This is a genomic window from Novosphingobium sp. (genome assembly GCF_036820275.1).
In the GTDB taxonomy this organism is placed as follows: Bacteria; Pseudomonadota; Alphaproteobacteria; order Sphingomonadales; family Sphingomonadaceae; genus Novosphingobium.
On the sequence record NZ_DAISLT010000036.1, the window covers coordinates 21,992 to 42,030 of the forward strand.

Consider the following 20,039-nt stretch of genomic DNA (forward strand, 5'->3'; position numbering starts at 1 on the left):
GCACCCGCACCGATGGAGGTAAGCCGTTACGCGTCAGCGCTCGCGCATTTGAATCAGCGCGTATCGCCTCGAGCTGTCGGCCTGACGACCTCCCCCGACCTGCCGATCCCATGTCGGCATAGTCAAGCTGACATTATTTCACGAGTTTTATATTTGCAAGCTACATTTGCATAGAAAAATAGCCGCAACCCGTTCGGACATGTAAAAAGATCTGCAACTGCACCAGTCGCAGATCTTGATACTGTTCGAGCATTGCCCCAGCAGTCAGGCTTCAGGCAATGGCCCCATCCAGCCCAAACCCTCGGAAATATCCTGAGCCGCCTGCCCCAGCATCTGGCGAGTCCGATCGAGGTCCGTCTTCTGGGAGCCGTCGATGGTGACCAGAAATGGGATCGTCAGCGCCGCGCTGACGTGGCCGTCGAAACCGAAGACCGGGAAGCTGATATCCGTGACGCCGGCAGTGCGGGCGCTCGGCTGCATTTCATAACCTTGCATGCGTACCACGTTGAGGCGCTTGTCGAGGGCCTTCAACGGGCCGCCGCCCACTTGCGGCAATTCAGCGAGCAACGTGGCTCGGCGCTCGGCGGCAGTGAAGGCCAGCAGCACGTGGCCGGAGCAGCTGGTGAGGATATCCACCACCGTCCCCAGCCGAATGCCGAAGCCTACCGGCCCGATATTCTCCTGCCGGTGGATCACCGTGGCATTCCCGCCGGTCCGCACGACGAGATGGCAGGACTGGTTGGTGTCGATCGAAAGCTGGTGCATGATCGGCGCGGCAACAGTGCTCAGCGTATGGGCTGGCGTTGCCCGGAAGGCGACATCGAGGACCCGATAGGAGACCGTGTAGCGGTCGTTCGCCGGGTTCTTGTGCAGCCAGCCCAAGCGTTCCATCACGATGATGATGCGGAACACTTCGCTGATCGAGCGCTTCAGGCGCTGGGCGATCTCACTGATGGTAAGACCGCTGGGATCCTTCGCGAAAAGCTCGAGAATCGCGATGCCCTTTTCGAGCGCAGGAGCGGAATAGGGGCGCTTGCCTGGGGCTTCGGCGCCTTCCTCGTTTTCATCGGATGGGCCCATCGAACGGCCATAAACCACGTCGGATACCTCTGCAACCAAGCTGCTGCCACACCACAGCGCCCAAGATAGCTTTCATATATGATACCTGCTTGCAAATAACCAGCCCCATGATAGCCTGCTTGGACAACCCCAAAGAACAGGGGTCAAAGAGAGGGGAGCAGGGGGAATGGATTCATCGTTCGCGAGCACCCGGCGCGCGCTGATCGCCTCGGCCGCCGTTGCGGCGCTGCCCTGGCGGGTTTCTGCCGAAGCCCGGCCACGCTGGGATGCCAGAGTCAGCACGAGCGGCCGCCCCGGCACCCTGCGGACCATCGGAGAAGCGATCGCGCTGCTCCGTTCCCGCGAGCGGCCGCGCATCCTGCTGGAACCGGGCATCTTCACCGAGAAAGTACTTGTCGACCTTGCCGGTGCGGAAATCGTCGGCTCCGGCCCGGAAAGTGTGGTGACGTTCGCGGCCGCGGCCGGATTGAGCGACCGGGCCGGGCGGAAATGGGGCACCTCGGGTTCGGCGACGATGACCGTGACCGCACCCGGAGTCTCGCTCTCGCGCCTAACCGTCCGCAACGGGTTCGACTACATCGAGGACCGGCGAACCGGCGCCAGCGGCGGATCGCAAGCGGTTGCGCTGTCCCTGGCACGTGGTTCCGACCGCATCCGCGTGACCGACTGCGCGATCGAGGGCTATCAGGATACGCTCTATGTGCAGGAGGGCTGCCGCGCGCTGTTCCGGGGCACGATGGTCAGCGGAAATGTCGATTTCATTTTCGGCGGCGCCCTCGCCCGCTTCGACCGCTGCGAGATCCGCTCGCGCTTCGTACCGGGCATGGACGTGCAAGGCTATGTCGCGGCGCCGAGCACCCGCATGTCGCAGCCGGCGGGACTGGTCTTCCACGCCTGCCGCCTGAGCCGCGAGGAAGGCCTTCCGGACGGAACCGTCTATCTCGGCCGTCCCTGGCGCGCGGGCAACAACATGGATCTGACCGGTGCCACCGCCTACATCGATTGCTGGATGGACAGACATATCGCTCCGGCAGGCTGGACTTCGATGGGGTTCACCGATCCCTCAGGCCAGCGCCGCCAACTGATGCCGCAGGAGGCCCGGCTCTTCGAATTCGCCAGCAAGGGACCGGGAGCAGCGGCAAGTTCCGGCACCCGCCGTTTTCTGACGGACGGACAGGCCCGCACGATGCTCTCGCCCGCCACTTTCGGCGATTGGCAACCCTGACAGACCGGAGACCGCTAAAAATGCGCCAGCTTGCATGCCGTGCTATGCCGCTCTTCCTTGCACTTGCCGCTGCTCCCCTTGCCCTCTCGCCCGCCCGCTCTGCGGAATCCGCACCCGAAGCGCCTGCCAGGATCAGGCCTGCGAAGATCATCCTCGTCGGAGATTCGACCACGGCCGTCGTCGGCGGTTGGGGGCCGAGCTTCTGCGCCTACCACGTCACCTCCTTCGCCGCCTGCCTGAACCTTGCCCGCGGCGGTCGCAGTTCCGGCAGCTACCGCGCGGAAGGCTCCTGGGACGTCGTGCAATCCGAGATGCGCACCCAAGGCTATGCCGATACCTGGGTGCTGATCCAGTTCGGACACAACGACCAGCCCGGAAAGCCCGGTCGCTCGACCGATCTTGCCACCGAGTTTCCCCGAAACATCGCCCGCTACGTCGATGAAGTCCGGGCCGCAGGCGCTCATCCGGTGCTGCTGACCCCGCTGACCCGGCGCAGCTTCGTGAAGGGACGACTGGAACACGATCTCGAACCATGGTCCGAGGCGATCCGCAAGGTCGCGCGGGAGAAGCAGGTGCCGCTGGTGGACCTCAATGCCCTGAGCAGCGCGGCAGTCCAGCAGATGGGCGAAGAGGCGGCGGATCGTTTCGCCCAACTGCCCAAGGGCGCGGCGCCGGTCGAGTCTCCACCCGCTTCGACCGAAGTGAACGATCGTCCGATGGGCCGTATCCGCCTCTCGTTCGACCGGACCCATCTCGGCCGCGAAGGCGCCGACTACTTTGCAACCATGGTCACGGCCGGACTCGCACAGTCCGTGCCGGACATGCGGTCGGTCCTGATTCCATGAAGGGGCCTTCGCTCAGCCGCCGCACGTTGCTGGGCACCGGAATGGTCGGGGCGGCGGGCCTCTCGTTCGTCCCCTCCACCCACGCGGCGCCGGTCCTGGCCGAAGTGCCGGACCATGGCTGGAAACTCTGGCCCGACCGTGCCGCCGAATGGGCAAACGACCGCATTTTCCTGCCCGACGACGTGGACCTCACGGCCCTGCCCGTCCACCCGCCCAGCGGCGGCTGGGCCGCGCTCTGGCGGGTCGATGCCCGCACGGTGACGCTGCCCACCACGGTCGAGGAGCATTTCTGGGGCGCCTTCGGCTCGCGCCCCTACAACGGCGACGAATATCGCTATGCGGCCGACGATCCGGTGCCCCGGAATGGCGCCTGCCCCGGCGTCTCCTGGTGGTATCGCGAGATCGCCATTCCTGCCGAAGCCCGCGGGAAGCGGGTATTGCTGCATATTCGCGGTGCGCGGCTGCGCGCCGAAATCTTCCTCAACGAAATGCTGGTCGGCTATTCGATCCTTTCGGAACTGCCGATTCACTGCGACCTGACCGAGGCCATGCGCCCCGGTGGCGCGAACCGGCTGGCGATCCGCATCACCAATCCCGGCGGCCGTTACGACTGGCGGGATTCCACCACGATGACCTGGGGGGCGGTGCGTCTCTTCGCCTCGCATGGATTCGGCGGTCTCGATCGCGGGATGACGCTCACCATGCATCCCAGAGACGCCCATCTGCGTGACGCCTGGGTGCTCAACACGCCCGATCCCCGCGTCGTAACCGCGCACATGGAAATCGCTTTCGCCAAGCCGCCGCCCCGCATCGAAGCCCTGCAAAGCAAGGTCCAGACCACGCTGCTGGGACCGGACGGCACCGAGATCGCCGTACGGCCCATCCTCGAACGCCTGACTTTGGATGGAAACGTCGCGACCGCCGTGCTGCGCATCGCGGTCCCCGGCGCCGCACTCTGGAGCCTGGAAGCTCCGCATCTCCACCGGATGCGGCTGACCTGGGGAGAGGACAGCCGCACGGTCGAATTCGGCTTCCGGTGGATCGGCATCGAGGGTGTCGGAACCGACGCCCTGCTGCGCCTGAATGGCCGACGCATCAGGCTCCATTCGGCGATTTCCTGGGGCTACTGGGGACATAACGGCCTTTGGCCCGATCCCGAGCTGGCCGCGCGCGAAGTCGATGCGGCCAAGGCACTCGGGCTCAATTGCCTTCACTTCCACCGAAATGTCGGCAAGGAGGAAGTCCTGGCCGCACAGGATCGTCTCGGACTGCTGCGGGTCATGGAGCCGGGCGGCGGTCGTCACGCGATCGCCCGCGACCTCAAGGCGGGCGAAAGCCTGCCCTCCGCCGAAGCCTTCAGCCGCGACTACATGGTCGCCAAATGCGTGGCCATGGCGCGTACTTTCCGGTCCCATCCCAGCCTGGTCCACTACACCTTGCAGAACGAGATCGGCGCCAACCTCGACAATCCCGATGTCCAGCGCGTCCTGTCCGCGATTCATGAGGTCGATCCTAGCCGCGCGGTTATCCTCAACGACGGCTTCGTCCAGCGCGGCGCGGCCCAGGCGATGTACCTGCCCTACGATGAGCATTACTACCGCTCCGACGTCGAGCAGTGGGGCGGCTGGTGGGTCAATCACCAGGGCGCTGGCGACCAGTGGTACGACCGGTTCTACCGCTCCCCTCAGGACTATATCCACCGCCAGACCGGCAAGCCCTTCATCGTCGAGTTCGGCGAGATGCAGGGCTGCGCCGTGGCCGACAATCACGCCGGCATGGTGCGGGAACTGGAGGCCCGCGGGAAGGGTTCCTACGACCTCGCCGACCATCGGGAAATCCTTTCCGCGACCGGTGCCTTCCTGGACCGCTGGGGATTTCGCAAGGCTTTCCCGACCGACGAGAGCCTGTTCCTTTCGATCGGGCACAAGTGCTACGAAGCCTGGGAGAATTACCTCGAAAACATCCGCATCGGCGACGAAGTGGATATCGCGGCGATCAGCGGTTGGGAAAGCACCGCCATCGAGAACCATTCCGGCATCGTCGACAACTTGCGCCGCTTCAAGGCCGATCCGGCGATCGTGCGGCGCAGCCTCCAGCCGGTGCGCCCTTGCGCGAAGCAGCGGCGCCTCGTTCACGATCTGGGCGAAGGGCCACAGCTTGATCTCTGGTTGTTCAACGACAGCGGGCAGCCCGCGCCCGGCGAACTCGTCCTCTCCCTGACCGCGCCCGATGGCACGGAACGGACTCTCGGGTGCTACCCGGCTCCGGCGCAAAGCCCCGATACCCTGCGCTATCTCATTGCCGAGAATGTCGCCGTGCCGCCCTTCGAGGTTCCCGGACGCTGGCTGATACACTTCGCCCATTCGGCCCATCCCGAGGCGACTTTCACGCGCGAGCACTGGGTGGTGGCGCCCGCTCCCGCTTTGCGCCGCCGTCCGCGCGTGGCCCTGTCGGGCGTGGCGATCTCCCTGCGGCGCACATTGACAGCCATGACCGACGTCAGCTTCGAGGATTTCCGCCCCGGACAGCGCTACGACGGGATTGTCGCATCGGGTCTTCAGGCCGAAGAGATCGCGCGCCGCCAGATCGGCGAGGAAACCGGACTGGAAGCCCAGCCGGATGGCAAGGGCAAGCCCGAGGGCGTGGTTCCCGGCGCGCTGCCGCCCGAAGTGCTGGCCGCCGTGCGCAAGGGCACACCGCTCTTCGCGCTGGTGCCGGAAGACGGTTTGGCCGAAGGCGTCGCCCGCCAGCTTTCCGCGCTGGGCCTGTTCGCTTTTGCCGGACAGGTAGGCAACCTCAGAGCGCCGTGGATGGGCAACTGGAACTACCTGCGCACGCACCCGCTGTTCGACGGCATTCCTGCCGACAGAGCCACCAGCGTGCTGCACCAGATCGAAGGCCAGCCCTCGAACGGGCTGATCGTCGATGGCGAGGGCGTGGCGATCATCGCCGGATACAGCCGCGACCATGACCGGCGCAACGGCGCCGCGTCGTTCACCGCGACGAAGGAGGGCATGCGCGTCCTCGTGCATCGCCTGCCCGACATGGTCGCTCCCTTGCAGCGCCGTCTTCTCGCCAACGCCGTGCGCTGGCTCGTTTCCGGAGAAACCGCATGAAGCCCATCGAACGTCGGATCGCGATCTTGCTTGCGGGGAGCCTGCTGGCCTCCATGGGGGCCCCCGCTCCGGTCCAGGCCAAAGTGATCGGCACGATGACACCTGCACAGCCCATTACCGCCGAGCGCATCGCCGCCCTGCCCGCGCCCGAGCAGGCGGCGTGGCGCACATATCTCGCCCGCTCCCAGGCCGCGATGGCGCAGGACAAGGCCGTGCTCGCCGCCGAGCGGCGCGGCCTGGCCGCAGTGCCGGAAGGCCCGGCAGAAGGACGAGCAAATTCCATGCCGCTCGATCGTCCATCCGAATGGTACGCCGGCAGGGAGGCCCGCGCGATTGCCGACAATATCGTCAGCTTCCAGACACCCGCCGGAGGCTGGGGCAAGAACCAGGACCGAACCGCGCCCACCCGTCTGCGCGGCCAGTCCTTCGTGCCGATCGAACACCTTCCCCCCATGGCCGAGGGCGACATCCAGTCGAGCGACAAGGCCTGGCGCTATGTCGGGACCATCGACAACGACGCCACGACCACGGAGCTGCGCTTCCTGGCAAAGGTACAGCACGGTCTACCGGGCAAGGACGGTGCCCGCTATCGCGATGCCTTCGTTCGGGGGGTGGATTATCTGCTTGAGGCCCAGTTCCCCAACGGCGGCTGGCCGCAGGTCTATCCGCTGCAGGGCGGTTATCACGATGCCCTGACCTTCAACGACAATGCGATCTCGCAAGTCGCAGTGTTTCTTCAGGAGGTAGGCGAACGGGGCGGCTCCTACGCTTTCGTCGCCCCGGCACAGGCCGCGCGCGCGCAACGCGCCGCCGGGCGGGCGACCGCCGTGATCCTGCGCAGCCAGGTCAGCGTTCAGGGGACGCCCACGATCTGGGCGCAGCAATACGATCCGCTGACCCTTGAACCGGCCGGCGCCCGAAATTTCGAACCGACCGCGCTTTCCACCGCCGAGACGGTCGACCTGCTTGTCTATCTTCAAAGCCACGTCGCCCCATCGCCCGCAGTGGACGCGGCGGTGCACGACGCGACGCGGTGGCTGACGGCTCATGCGCTGATGGACCTGGAATGGAACCGCAAGGGTACGGCGCCAAATGGCCCCCAACTCGTCTCCCGGCCCGGCGCCGGTCCGATCTGGGCCCGGTACTACGATATCGCCACCGGCAAGCCGATCTTCGGCGATCGCGACCGTTCGATCCACGACGACCCCAACGAGATCAGCCTGGAACGCCGAGCCGGCTATTCGTGGTTCAACACCGCCCCCTTGCGCTTCACGAAAGATGCCGCGCGCTGACCGGATCTTTCCCTGACAAAAAAAGTCGGTCGCGGAGGGGATCGCGCGACCGACAGTGGGAGGATTTCGAGGTCCGGAAACCCCTGACTGGAAAACGCTCTAGAATTTCACGCGAACGCCGCCGGTAAAGCGCCGGCCGAAGTCGTATTCGCTGAGAAGAACGCCCTGCAAGGTTTCGCGCTTGAGCGTTGCCCCGGTGACGTTGCTGGCATTGAACGTCAGGGAAAGCAGCGCGTTCACATCGTAGTTCGCTGAAATATCGAGCTGGCCATAGGGCTTCTGGCGGTCGCCGTCTCCGAAAGTGCCAGACAGATTGTTGATCGCGGTGCTGCGGTAGGAATAGTTCGCGCGAATGCCGAAGCCTGCCTTCTCGTAATAGGCGCCCAGATTGTAGCTGCGCTTGGAAACGCCGGGGATCGGCACTTTCGGGCCTCCCGCCGTGGTGGCGACATCACTCACATCGAGCAGCGTCAGGTTGGAGGTGACACCGAACCCGTCGAAGGGGGAAGGCAGCATGTCGAGCGGCACCTGGGCGTTCAGTTCCAGGCCCTTGATCTTGCCGCCCTCACCGTTGTCCGGGCGGAAGGTGCGGAAGTCCAGCGTGACGGTGCCGGTCAGAGTAGACCGGATCGTGCGAGTCTCGACCGAAGTGGTATCGACGATGAAGTTCTTCACGTCCTTGTAGAATACCGCCGCCGAAAGCAGGCCGGCCTTGCCGAAGTAGTATTCGAGCGAGAGATCCGCCTGGTCTGCAAGATAGGGTTTCAGGAAGGGGTTCTGCGTGGTGATCGTGCGCACGTTGGCGTTGATGGCCACCGACGGCGCCAGACGGTTGAGGTCGGGCCGTGTCATGGCACGGGCCAGGCCCGCGCGAATGACGATATTGTCGCTCGCCGCAAAGCGCAGGTTCAGGCTGGGCAGCCAGTTCGAATAGGAATTCCTGAACGCGATCGGCCCGCTGTCCGGCACGATCAGGGTGATACTGTCGCTTTGCAGCTCCGCATTGGCGATGTCCGCTCCGAAGCCGTCCGAAGTCACCCGCGTGCGCACATAGCGTAAGCCGATATTGCCCGAAAAACGCTCATCGGCCGTGGCGAAGTCGGCGCGGGCATAGCCGGCCAGCACTTTTTCACCCACCGTGAACTGGTTGGTGCGGTCGATGGTGAGCGTGCCTTTGGCCAGCACCTCGTCGAGGCTGACGTTGGCGAACAGCTTGGAATAGTCCGGCACCAGGAAGACACCCAGGCCGTCGCCGATGAAGCGCGAGTAATCGACCACCTTGAGCAGGTCCGCAGCCGAAACGGCGCCGCCCTCCACGCCCGCAAGGTAAGGCGTACCGTAGATCTCCGAGAGCACCTGCGGGCTCACGAAATAGCGCGGCCGGGCGCCGAACGCGATCTCGTCCTCGCCGTAGTAGCCGCCGATCTTGACCGCGCGAATGAAGCCGCTGTCGAAATCGTACTTCAGGTCGAGGCGGCCGCTCTTGTTCGTCTCGGTGGTCTTCTGCCCGCGAATGGCGGAGAAGCTGCGGAAGTAGAACGTACCCGGATCGAGCGGATCGTAGCCGCGGGTGTACTGGATGTCCGGCACCCCGCCGAGATCGCCGCCAATGTCATAGGACGCCGAAGCGCGCGAGATCGGCGCGAAGGAATTGCGGTCGGATACGTTGCGCACCGAGCGACCGTAAGTCGCCTCGCCCGAAACGGTCAGCCCGCCGAGTACGACGTCGCCGCCCAGCGCGAAGTTGAGCGTGCGGTCCTTGGTCACCCAGTCGAGATTGTTGGACTGGTGATCCACCCCGTCCGCGTCGAGAAACGTCAGCAGGTTGTTCTCGCCCACGGTACTGCCGCGCACGGCGCCGTTGGGACCGCCGATGTTGGTCCAGCGCAGCTGGTGCTCGAACCGGTTGAAGCCGTCGGTGAACCAGGTGGCGAGGCCGTCGGCATAGAGATTGACGTTGTCCGCCGGCTTCCACTGAAGACCGCCGACGATCGCCTTGCGCTCGAAGTCCCCCTCGTCCGAAACGAAAGTGGTCGCATGATCGAAGCCATAGGCAGTGTCGGACCTGACGCCGTCGAGGTCGTAGTCGTAGCCCCCGGTCACATTCTCCTTGCGTTGCTCGATACCATAGCCGGTGAAGCCCGCCTGGATGACCTTGCGCTTCTCGTAGTTCACGCCAAGGTTCACGCCGAAACTGCCGTCGCCGAATACACGGTTCACGAAAGCCGAGACGTGCGGTGTCACTTTCTTCGGGTTGGTCTCGTAGAGCCCTTCGGCCACTACGGTGACGATGTTCTTGCCCACGTCCGCAGGCCGGTTGATCCTGACGTTGACCGTTGCCGAAAGGCCGCCGTCGATCATATCGGCGGTGGGCGTCTTGCTCACTTCCACGGTGCTGACGAAATCGGTCGGCATCGAGGTGAAGGAGAACCCGCGCGTTCCGTTGGGAGAAGTCAGGACGCGGCCGTTGTAGAGCGTGCGGGTGAAGTTTTCCGACAGGCCGCGAACACTGACGCCGCTACCCTCGCCCTTGTTTCGGGTGATCTGCACGCCGGTTACGCGCTGCAGCGATTCCGCCAGGTTGCGATCGGGAAACTTGCCGATGTCCTCTGCCGAGATCGCCTCCACCAGATTGGGCGCGGCGCGCTTGATATTGACCGCGTCGGCCAGGCTGCGGCGGATGCCGGTAACGATGATCTCCTGCTCGGTAGCGCTATCATTTTTAGGCGCGGAAACGCTTTCGGGCGCGGCGGCGTCCTGCGCCAGGGCGGGGACGCCGGCCCCCGTCGCCAGCAGCGCAATCAGCGATGCGGACGGGTATGGATACCTCATTGGATTTTCCTCTCCTCGGCCGCCACCGATCTCTGCCGGGACCGGCCTGCTATTGAAAACTACATCGCAGCCACCACGCGCTGGCGCTGCTCGCCGAGGCCGTCGATTCCGAGGCGGACTTCATTTCCCGGATGCAGAAAGCGCGGCGGCTTGAGGCCGAGCCCCACCCCGGCGGGCGTGCCGGTCGAGATCACGTCGCCCGGCTGAAGGCTCATGAACTGCGAAAGATGCGCAATGATCTGCGGCACGGTGAAGATCATGTCGGCGGTCGTGCCGTCCTGATGCCGCTCGCCGTCGACTTCCAGCCAGAGACGGGCCGCCGCGATGCCCGGCACTTCGTCCGCGGTCACCAGCCACGGGCCGATCGGGCCGAACGTATCGCAGCCCTTGCCCTTGTCCCAGGTTCCGCCACGATCGAACTGGAAGCTGCGCTCGCTGACATCGTGGACCACGCAGTAGCCCGCGACATGATCGAGCGCATCGGCCTCATCGATATAGGAACCGGCCTTGCCGATCACCACGCCGAGTTCGACCTCCCAGTCGAGGCGGTCGGAACCGCGCGGCTGCACCACGTCGTCATTCGGGCCGCAGACCGCACTGGTCCACTTGTTGAAAACGACCGGTTCCGCCGGAATCGCCATGCCGCTCTCGGCCGCATGATCGCGGTAGTTGAGGCCGATGCACACGAATTTGCCGATCCGGCCGACGCAGGCGCCGATACGAACGCCCTCCTCGACCACCGGCAGTGCCGACAGGTCGAGTGACCGCAGGCCGGCAAGCCCTTCGGCGGTGAGCACTGCGCCCGAGACGTCGTCTATATGGCTGGAAAGGTCGCGGATGCGGCCCTCGTCATCCAACGCACCGGGGCGTTCCTGTCCTGCTTCGCCGAACCTGAGCAACTTCACGCGATATTCTCCTTCATAGAACGACCAGGGCCTTGATGACCCCCGCATCCGGCTGCATCAACCGCGCAATCGCCTCGGGCACCTCGGCGAAGGGCAGCGTGTGACTGATGACGGCATCCAGCGGAAACTCTCCTGCGCGCAGCACGTCGATGACATGCGCGAAATCCTCGTGCGTGGCATTGCGGCTGCCCAGCAGGCTCATTTCACGCTTGTGGAACTCGGGGTCGCTGAAACGGATGTCGGCATTGACGATGGAAACCAGCACGTAACGGCCGCCATGCGCGACATAGGCAAAGCCGGTCTCGATCGCGGCGGCATTGCCGGTCGCATCGAACACGCAGTCGAAGAACTCACCATCGGTCAGCACCGAGAGGCGCTTAGCCGTCTCCGCGCCCAGAACTTCGCCCTGCTCCACGCCAAGCCTGTCGACGCAAAGCGCCACACGGGTAGCGTTGCCGTCCACCACGGTCACCTGCGCTCCGGAGCGGACAGCGAAGAACGCCGCCGCCATGCCGATCGGCCCCGCGCCCACCACGAGTGCCCGTTCCCCCGCCCGTAAGGTCGCCCGGCGAACGGCGTGGCGGCCGATCGACAGGAACTCGACCATGGCGATCTCGTCGAGCGAAAGGCCATCGGCCGCGATCAGATAGCGCTCGTCGATCGCGAGGTATTCGGCAAGCCCGCCGTCCTTGTGGACCCCCAGGACACGGATGTCGGCGCAGCAATTCGCCTTGCCGGTGCGGCAGGCGATGCAGGTGCCGCAGGAATGATAGGGCATGACACAGACCTGCATTCCAGGCTGCCAGAAACTGCCTTCTGCCGACGCAACGATCTCTCCGGCCAGTTCATGTCCCGGTACGCGCGGATAGGAAAGATAGGGCTGCGTCCCCCGGACGATGTGAAAGTCCGTCCCGCAAATACCGACGCGCCGGATACGCACAAGCGCCTCGCCCACCCCGGCGACCGGCATGTCACAGGTATCAAGGACGAGCTTGCCCGGTTCCACGCACCTGATCCTTGCGATGCTTTGCAAAGCCTCTCTCCCAGGCTGCCGACTCCAGCCAGCTTACCTCTATGACATAACGACTCAATTACCATATGTGCAATTTATTTTTGCATATGGAATCACGGTCTATGTTTACCCCAGCAGGCGATCGAGATGCGTGTAGCCGCCATCCGGGAACACCCATTGTCCGGTCGTGTGGCTAGACCGATCGGACAGCAGGAACAGGACCGTGTCGGCAATCTCCCGGTCGGTCGTCATGCGGCGGCCGAGCGGTATGCGGCGGGAAATTTCCTCCAGCTTTGCCTGCGGATCCTCGAAACTCTCGATCCAGCGGGCATAGAGCGGGGTCATCACTTCTGCCGGCAGGACGGCGTTCACGCGCACACCGTCGTCCAGCAAGGCCGCCGCCCACTCGCGCGTGAGGCCGAGCTGGGCAGCCTTGGCAGCGACGTAGCCGCTCGTGCCCCCCTGCCCCGTCACCGCCGTCTTGGACGAGATGTTGACGATCGCTCCCCGGCTGGCGCGCAAATGCGGCAGGCAATGGTGCGCCATGCCGTAGTAATGCGCGAGATTGGACTGGACCGAAGCCATGAATGCCGCCGTTCCGGCTTCCAGGCCGACGCCGTCGTTGACTCCCGCATTGTTGACGAGACCGTGGATTCCGCGCCCTTCCGCAGCGATGCGCGCAACGGCATCGCGGCAGGCGTCATCGTCGGTCACGTCTGTCCGGAGAAAGATCGTCGCGGGCTGCAAGGCGCGAATTTCCGCCTCGAAAGCGTCCTGCAAGGGGCTGCGCCCCAGGATCGCCGGGATCGCGCCTTCCGCCGCCAGTCCCAGCGAGATCGCCCCGCCGATGCCCGCTCCGCCGCCGGTAACGACGACGACTTTGCCTTCCAGTCCCAGGTCCATCAGTCCACCCGATATTGCGCTATGGATTGCGGCTTCATCTCGATCGAGAAGCCGGGCCGCTGCGGCGGCATGTAGGCGGCATCGCGGATCACGCAGGGATCCAAGAAATGCTCGTGCAGGTGATCCACATACTCGATGACCCGATCCTCCATCGTGCCCGAAAAGCACAGATAGTCGATCATCGACAAGTGCTGGACATACTCGCACAGGCCAACGCCGCCGGCATGGGGGCAGACCGGCAGGTCGTACTTGGCGGCCATGAGCAGCACCGCCAGGATTTCATTGACGCCGCCGATGCGGCAACTGTCGATCTGCACCACGTCGATCGCGCCGCGCATGATGAACTGCTTGAAGAGCACCCGGTTCTGGCACATCTCCCCCGTCGCGACGCGGACCGGGTGGATGGCCTCACGGATCGTGCGATGCGCCTCCACGTCGTCGGGACTGGTCGGCTCCTCGATGAACCAGGGCTTTGCGAAGGCCAGGGCCTTGACCCAGTCGATCGCCTGCCCGGTTTCCCAGATCTGGTTGGCATCGATCATCAGGCGGCAATCCGGCCCGACCGCCTCGCGCGCGATCCTGAGGCGGCGGATGTCATCCTCCAGATCGCGGCCGACCTTGAGTTTCACATGGCGGAAACCGGCCTCTACCGCCTCTCGGGCCAATCGGCGCAGCTTTTCGTCCGGATAGCCGAGCCAACCCGCCGAAGTCGTGTAGCAGGGATAACCCGTCGCCGTCAGCCGCTCCCGACGCTGCGCCTTGCCTTCCGCCCGCACGGTCAGCAGTGCCAGCGCTTCCTCGGGCGTTATGCAGTCGGTGATGTAGCGGAAATCAATGCAGCCGACGATCTGCTCGGGGCTCATATCGGCAACGAGTTGCCAAACCGGCTTGCCTTCGGCCTTGGCCCAGAGGTCCCACACCGCATTGACGACCGCGCCGGTCGCCAGATGCATCGCGCCCTTGTCGGGGCCGATCCAGCGCAGCTGGCTGTCTCCGGTGACATGGCGCCAGAAACGCGCGGGGTTCTCCCGTACCCAGTCGAGATCAAGGCCGACGATGAGCGGCCGAAGAGCCTCGATCGCCGCGACGCAGATCTCGTTACCACGGCCGATGGTGAAGGTCAGGCCATGGCCTTCCAGTCCGTCATCGGTTTCGAGGATGACGTAGGCGGCCGAATAGTCCGGATCGGGGTTCATCGCATCCGATCCATCCAGCGCGAGACTGGTGGGGAAACGGATATCGGCCGTGCGCAGATCAGTGATGCGGGTCATTCTACCGTCCACCCCCCGTCGATCACTGCCGTGGTGCCGGTTGTGAAGGCACTTTCGTCCGAAGCAAGATGCAACGCGAGCGCGGCGATCTCCTCGGGCCGGCCCAGGCGGCCGATCGGCTGCCGTCCGGCGAAGGCAGCGCGGGTGTCCTCGAACGTCTCTCCACTCGCCCGGGCCTGCGCCTCCATGCGGGCGCGCAGGGAGGGGCTTTCGACAGTGCCGGGGCAGATCGCGTTGCACCGCACACCATCGCCGACGAAATCGGCCGCGACCGCCTTGGTGATGCCGATCACCGCCGCCTTGCTCGCGCCGTAAGCGAAACGGTTGCGCACGCCGATGATCGAGGACGCCACAGACGATATGTTGACGATCGCGCCCGCGCGCCGCGCCGCCATGCCCGGCAGATAGGCCTTGATGGTGCGAAACATCGTCGTGGCATTGAGATCGAACGAGGCCGACCACTGTTCCTCGGTGCAGTCCAGCACCGTACCGGGAAAGACGATCCCGGCACAGTTTACCAGCACATCGCATTCGCCGGTGGCACGCGCGAGCGCGGCAATCGCATCGGGGACGGTCAGGTCAACGACATGCGCCGTCGCTCCCGCCAGCGAGGCAAGTCCCCCGGCATCGCGGTCCACGGCGTGAACATCTGCGCCTTCGGCCAGGAAGCGCTCCGCTATGGCGCGACCGATCCCCGCGGCGGCCGCCGTGACCACCGCCTTCTTTCCGGCAAGTCTCATCGATACTCCTCTTGTCTCAGGCGGTACGAAGATCCGGACCGGCAAGAACGCGTGCCTTGCCCGGCGCAAAATCGATCGTGCGACGCACCTCTCCGCAACGGATTTCATGGCGCCCACCGATCATCGAAACGATCCGCGCCTGCGCCAGCGCGCCGCCCTTCCATGACAGATCCACCATGCAGGCGCCTCGCGCCCTCAGTCCCCGGATGGATCCGCTTGGCCAGGCATCCGGCAAGGCCGGCAGCAGGTGGATCCCGGTCCCGACGCTCTGCATCAACATCTCGGTAATGCCGGATGCGCCGCCGAAATTGCCGTCGATCTGGAACGGCGGGTGGGCGTCGAACATGTTGGGATAGGTCCGCTCAGACCCCAACAGAAAGCGCAGGATCGAATGGGCATGGTTGCCGTCGCGCAGCCGCGCCCAGAGGTTGATGCGCCAGGCGGTCGCCCACCCGGTTGCCTTGTCACCCCTGATTTCGAGCGACTTCCTGACGGCAGCGGCAAGGTCCGGCGTATCGTCGGGATTGATCTGGGCATCGGGAAACAGACCGAAGAGATGGGAAACGTGGCGATGGTGCAAGTCCTTCACGCCGGCGTCCCAGTCGTCCTTCCACTCCATGAGCTGGCCTTGCGCACCGATGCGATTGGGTACGAGTCTCCCGCGCATCGCTTCCAGCTCGGTCACGAACCGGGGGTCCTGCTTCAGCACCCCGGCTGCCGAAGCCGTGGCGGTGAACAGGGCGCGGATGATCTGCATGTCCATCGTCGGCCCGGCACAAAGCGAACCGGCTCCGTGGCCGTGGTTGTTTTCCGGCGAGAGCGAGGGATTGGTCACCATCCAGCCGGTTTCCGGATCCTTCACCAGGGTATCCAGGAAGAACTCGCAGGCACCTTTCAGGATCGGGTAGACGCTGGCGAGGTACTGCGCGTCCCGTCCGTAATCGTAGCGATCCCACAAGTGCAGGCAGAGCCATGCGCCACCCATCGGCCAGAGCCCGAACTGCGGACCGTCGATCGGACAGGTCGCCCGCCAGAGATCGGTGTTATGATGGCAGACCCAGCCGCGCGCGCCGTACATGTCCCGCGCCGTGCGGGCACCGGTCTGAGCGATATCGCGGACCATGGCGATCAACGGCTCGACCATTTCGGGCATCGCGGTCGGCTCTGCCGGCCAGTAATTCATCTGGGTGTTGATGTTGATCGTGTACTTCGATCCCCAGGGCGGATTGACGCTCTCGTTCCAGATGCCCTGCAGGTTGGCCGGTTGTGAGCCGGGCCGCGAAGAGGTGATGAGCAGGTAGCGCCCATACTTGAAATAGAGTGCGGCCAGGGCCGGATCGTTCGCACTCTCGGACTGGGCGATACGTTCGTCGGTGGACTTGTCCGCTTCCGCCGTACGGCCGAGGTCGATCGAGACGCGGCGAAAAATGGCGCGGTGATCCTGCGCCGCCTTTTCCGCGATAGTGCGGAAAGGCAGTTTGGCCGCAGCGGCGATCTGCGCTTTCGTCGCCGCCTCCGGATCGCCGCCGACGTCGGCATAGTTGCGATAGCTCGTGGCCATTGCGATCAGGATGGTGACTTCGTCCGCGCCGCGCACGGTCAGGGAATCGTTGGCGGCAGCGACCCTGCCGCCGCTCGCGACCACGCGGGTCCGCGTCTGGAACTTGAGCGCGCCGGGAATGCCGAAGCCTTCGTTGTTGGTGCCTGCCAGCAGGAGTTCCCCGCCGCCAAGCGCCTGCACCGAATGGTGCTTCTGCGGCGATGCCAGCTTCAGGTCGAAGCCGATGGCACCCCGCTTCGAGGCGGTGAGATGCACGGCGATCACCTGCTCCGCCGGAGAGGCCACGACCGTGCGCGTATAGTCCACGCCTCCTGCCCTGAAGCGCGTCGTCGCCCGCGCTGCATCGATATCCAGTTCGCGCCGATAGCTGCCCGCCTCGGGTTCACCCAGGCCTGGGAACGACAGCAGCATGTCGCCCATCGTCTGATAGGACATCTGGCGCAGCGGCACGGCCATGACCTTGTCCTTGGCGAGCGCCTGCGCTTCGTCATAGCGGCCTTCGAAGATCAGCTTGCGCACTTCGGGCAGCGCCGCTTTGGCCTGAGGGTTGACGGGATTGTAGGGACCACCAGCCCACAGGGTGTCTTCGTTGAGTTGCAGCCGCTCTTCGGAAACGCCGCCGAACACCATCGCGCCGATGCGACCGTTGCCGACGGGCAGCGCCTCGGTCCACAGCTTGGCCGGCTGGCGATACCACAAGAGGTCATCGGTCGTCGCGGACCCTGCCGCTGCCCCCGCTGCCTCGGCATCCGGTGCGCCGATCAGCGAGAGTGCAGCGATGGTCGAACCGCCCGCGACCAGCGCGCGACGGGAAACGGAGAAATCGTCCAGGCTCACGGTATTGCCTCCCCCTGTACGGGCGCCTCGACGCGCGCGTAGACCCGCCGCGCATTGCCGCCCATGATGGCTTCCCGCTCACACGCAGCGAGCGGTTCAAGAAATTGCTGCACCAGCGCATGGACGCGTTCATACGTCCCGGCGAGCAGGCAGACGGGCCAGTCCGAGCCGAAGATCAGCCGTTCCGGACCGAAGCAATCGAGGAGATGCCGCATGTAGCGCATCACCTCGTCATCCTTCCATGCGCCGTGGTCCGCTTCGGTCACCAGGCCGGAAAGCTTGCAAACGACCGGATAGCGCCGCGCGATCGCGGCGAGGCGGCCCGCCCATGGCTCCCACTCGCCCAGCGCGATGACTGGCTTGGCGCCATGATCGATGACGATTCTTGCTGCCTCCGGACCATCCACCACTGCGTCCAGAAACGCCGGGACATGGTTCAGCTGCGGTGCCCTGACCAGCAGTTCATAGGCCAGCCCCGCCCGCAGCACCTCGCTCACGGCGCGCTGGAAGGCCGCGTCTAGCAGAAAATCGGGATCGGGTTCGTCCTGCACCACATGGCGAACTCCCAGCAGCTTCCCGTGCCGGATCAAATTCCCGATCCGCGCGTCGAGATCGCCAGCGCGCAAGTCGATCCAGCCGACAACCCCCATGATCCAGGGATTTTCATCAGCAAGCTCCAAAAGCCAGCGGGTCTCCGCGTCGGTCTGCCGTGCCTGCACGACAATGCTCTCAGCAATGCCCGCCGCCGCCAGTAGCGGCTTCAGGTCCCTGGGCAGATAGGTTTCCGCCAGCACGGATTCGGAGGCGATCCATGCATATTCTTCCGGCGAATAGCGCCAGAAGTGCTGATGCGCGTCGACCCGACGGTTCATCTCTCGCCCCTCTTGCTGTCGTATTTGACAGTTCGTTTGATATGTGAAAGCTATCAAGTCATCGGAAGGGGTGCAACCGATAATGTCGAAGGCATTGTCTTTGCCGCCCTGCTGCAACAGAATACGCATGGGAGAGAGGTGCGTATGGCCATGACGATGCCGCCTGCAACGCAGGCCGAAGCCGGTTCGGCCGGTAATAGCGCGACTATGCACCGCAGTAACGGACGTTTTGTGACCCCCGGTTTTCGTGCCGGTTTCGTGCTCGTCACCAGCGTCTTCTTTGCCTGGGCGCTGGCAAACAATCTCAATGACATTTTGATTCGGCAGTTTCAGAAGGCGCTTGCGCTTTCTCGCGCAGAAGCCGGGTTCATCCAGTTCGTCTTCTACCTGGCGTATTTCCTCTGGGCCCTGCCCGCCGGACTGCTGCTGCGCCGGTTCGGATATCGCATGGGCCTCTTGCTCGGCCTGGCGCTCTATGCGACCGGTGCCCTGCTGTTCTATCCGGCCGCCGAACTGCACCGCTACGGCGCATTCCTTTTCGCCCTCTTCGTTCTGGCCTCCGGCGCGGCCTTCCTCGAAACCGCAGCCAACCCGTTCATCGCCCGCTTCGGCGACCCTGCGCGCGCATCCCAAAGACTGACCCTGGCCCAGGCGTTCAATGGACTCGGTGCGGTCGTCGCGCCGATCGTGGGCGGCCTGTTCATCTTCTCCGGAGTGGAGCACAGCGCGCAGGACATCGCCGGCATGTCCACCACACAGCTGCAGAGCTATCGGCTATCCGAGGCGGCCATGGTGCAGGTCCCCTACCTTTGCCTGGCCCTGTTCGTGGTCCTTCTGGGCCTGTGCCTCGCCTGGGTGCGCCTGCCGACCATTTCGCGCAGAAACGATGCCGCTTCGGGATCGCTCGGCAGCGTTCTTCGCCACCGCCAGCTTCGCGGTGCCGTGCTCGCCCAGTTCTTCTACGTCGGCGCGCAAGTCGGCATCTGGAGCTATTTCGTCGATTTCGTGAAGCACCTCGCCCCGCAGACTCCGGAGAAGACAGCAGCCTTCCTCCTTTCGGCCAGCCTGCTGCTCTTCATGGTCGGGCGTTTCGCGGGCGCCGCGCTGATGCAGCGGATCAGACCGACGCGGCTGCTGGGCACTTTCGCGGCAGCCAACGTCGTGCTCGTCCTGCTCGCCATGACCCTGCCGGGAAGCGCGGCCATCGGCGCGCTAGCGTTGACCAGCTTTTTCATGTCGATCATGTTCCCCACCATCTTCGCACTGGGCATACGCGATTTGGGCGAAGGCACGGCGCTGGGATCCTCACTCATCATCATGGCCATCATCGGCGGCGCCGTGTTCCCGCCGCTCATGGGTCTGCTAAGCGAACTGTTCGAACTTCAGGCGGCGATGGCTCTGCCCCTCCTGTGCTTCACTGCGGTGGGCCTTTACGCTTTGAATGCAGAAGATTAGTTTTGATGGGCCCCCACTGAGTGGTCCGTAGCGATTACTAGTGCATTGTTGCCTTGACCTGCTCCCCGTAAACTGGTCCGAATTTGGTGAGAA

General features: G+C 64.6%; 14 protein-coding genes. 5 read left to right on the plus strand and 9 right to left on the minus strand.

Translation table 11 applies throughout. From position 1 onward, the window contains the following. Window positions 1-264 precede the first annotated feature (264 nt). Complete coding sequence (locus V7066_RS22010) at window positions 265-1,080, minus strand: IclR family transcriptional regulator (protein ID WP_334185131.1); 816 nt, start codon at window positions 1,078-1,080, stop codon at window positions 265-267. Window positions 1,081-1,246: 166 nt separating this feature from the next. On the opposite strand from V7066_RS22010, the gene V7066_RS22015 reads away from it, so the two are divergent. From V7066_RS22015 to pelA, 4 genes are read left to right on the plus strand one after another with little or no spacing between them, the layout of a single operon-like run. Further along, window positions 1,247-2,305 (plus strand): pectinesterase family protein, encoded by a 1,059-nt coding sequence (locus V7066_RS22015; RefSeq protein ID WP_334185132.1) that lies wholly within the window; start codon window positions 1,247-1,249, stop codon window positions 2,303-2,305. Window positions 2,306-2,325: 20 nt separating this feature from the next. Then, window positions 2,326-3,150, plus strand: a complete 825-nt coding sequence (locus V7066_RS22020) for a rhamnogalacturonan acetylesterase (RefSeq protein ID WP_334185133.1) — start codon at window positions 2,326-2,328, stop codon at window positions 3,148-3,150. Continuing rightward, window positions 3,147-6,266 (plus strand): sugar-binding domain-containing protein, encoded by a 3,120-nt coding sequence (locus tag V7066_RS22025; RefSeq protein WP_334185134.1) that lies wholly within the window; start codon window positions 3,147-3,149, stop codon window positions 6,264-6,266. The genes V7066_RS22020 and V7066_RS22025 overlap by 4 nt, the downstream gene beginning before the upstream one ends. Further along, window positions 6,263-7,558: a pectate lyase gene (gene pelA / locus V7066_RS22030; RefSeq protein WP_334185135.1), complete on the plus strand. Its 1,296-nt coding sequence runs from the start codon at window positions 6,263-6,265 to the stop codon at window positions 7,556-7,558. Before V7066_RS22025 ends, pelA begins: the two co-directional genes overlap by 4 nt. A 99-nt stretch (window positions 7,559-7,657) precedes the next feature. On the opposite strand, the gene V7066_RS22035 is transcribed toward pelA, so the two are convergent. From V7066_RS22035 to V7066_RS22070, 8 genes are all read right to left on the minus strand, one after another. Then, on the minus strand, window positions 7,658-10,390 hold the full coding sequence (locus tag V7066_RS22035; RefSeq protein WP_334185136.1) for a TonB-dependent receptor: 2,733 nt from the start codon (window positions 10,388-10,390) through the stop codon (window positions 7,658-7,660). Window positions 10,391-10,449: 59 nt separating this feature from the next. Then, the gene (locus V7066_RS22040) at window positions 10,450-11,295 is read right to left on the minus strand and encodes a fumarylacetoacetate hydrolase family protein (RefSeq protein WP_334185137.1); all 846 of its coding nucleotides are present in this window, start codon (window positions 11,293-11,295) and stop codon (window positions 10,450-10,452) included. Window positions 11,296-11,308: 13 nt separating this feature from the next. Then, entirely contained in the window at window positions 11,309-12,301 is a 993-nt protein-coding gene (locus V7066_RS22045; protein ID WP_334185138.1) for a zinc-binding alcohol dehydrogenase family protein, read from the minus strand. A gap of 132 nt (window positions 12,302-12,433) precedes the next feature. Then, on the minus strand, window positions 12,434-13,210 hold the full coding sequence (locus tag V7066_RS22050; protein ID WP_334185139.1) for an SDR family oxidoreductase: 777 nt from the start codon (window positions 13,208-13,210) through the stop codon (window positions 12,434-12,436). Further along, window positions 13,210-14,481, minus strand: coding sequence for an L-fuconate dehydratase (locus V7066_RS22055; RefSeq protein ID WP_334185140.1), 1,272 nt, complete (start codon window positions 14,479-14,481; stop codon window positions 13,210-13,212). Before V7066_RS22055 ends, V7066_RS22050 begins: the two co-directional genes overlap by 1 nt. Next, the gene (locus V7066_RS22060; RefSeq protein WP_334185141.1) at window positions 14,478-15,221 is read right to left on the minus strand and encodes an SDR family oxidoreductase; all 744 of its coding nucleotides are present in this window, start codon (window positions 15,219-15,221) and stop codon (window positions 14,478-14,480) included. The genes V7066_RS22055 and V7066_RS22060 overlap by 4 nt, the downstream gene beginning before the upstream one ends. A 16-nt stretch (window positions 15,222-15,237) precedes the next feature. Further along, window positions 15,238-17,619, minus strand: a complete 2,382-nt coding sequence (locus tag V7066_RS22065) for a glycoside hydrolase family 95 protein (protein ID WP_334185142.1) — start codon at window positions 17,617-17,619, stop codon at window positions 15,238-15,240. After that, complete coding sequence (locus V7066_RS22070; protein WP_334185143.1) at window positions 17,616-18,491, minus strand: amidohydrolase family protein; 876 nt, start codon at window positions 18,489-18,491, stop codon at window positions 17,616-17,618. Before V7066_RS22070 ends, V7066_RS22065 begins: the two co-directional genes overlap by 4 nt. Here V7066_RS22070 and fucP point away from each other — a divergent pair. Beyond that, entirely contained in the window at window positions 18,468-19,946 is a 1,479-nt protein-coding gene (gene fucP, locus V7066_RS22075) for an L-fucose:H+ symporter permease (RefSeq protein WP_334185144.1), read from the plus strand. The genes V7066_RS22070 and fucP overlap by 24 nt on opposite strands. Window positions 19,947-20,039 lie beyond the last annotated feature (93 nt).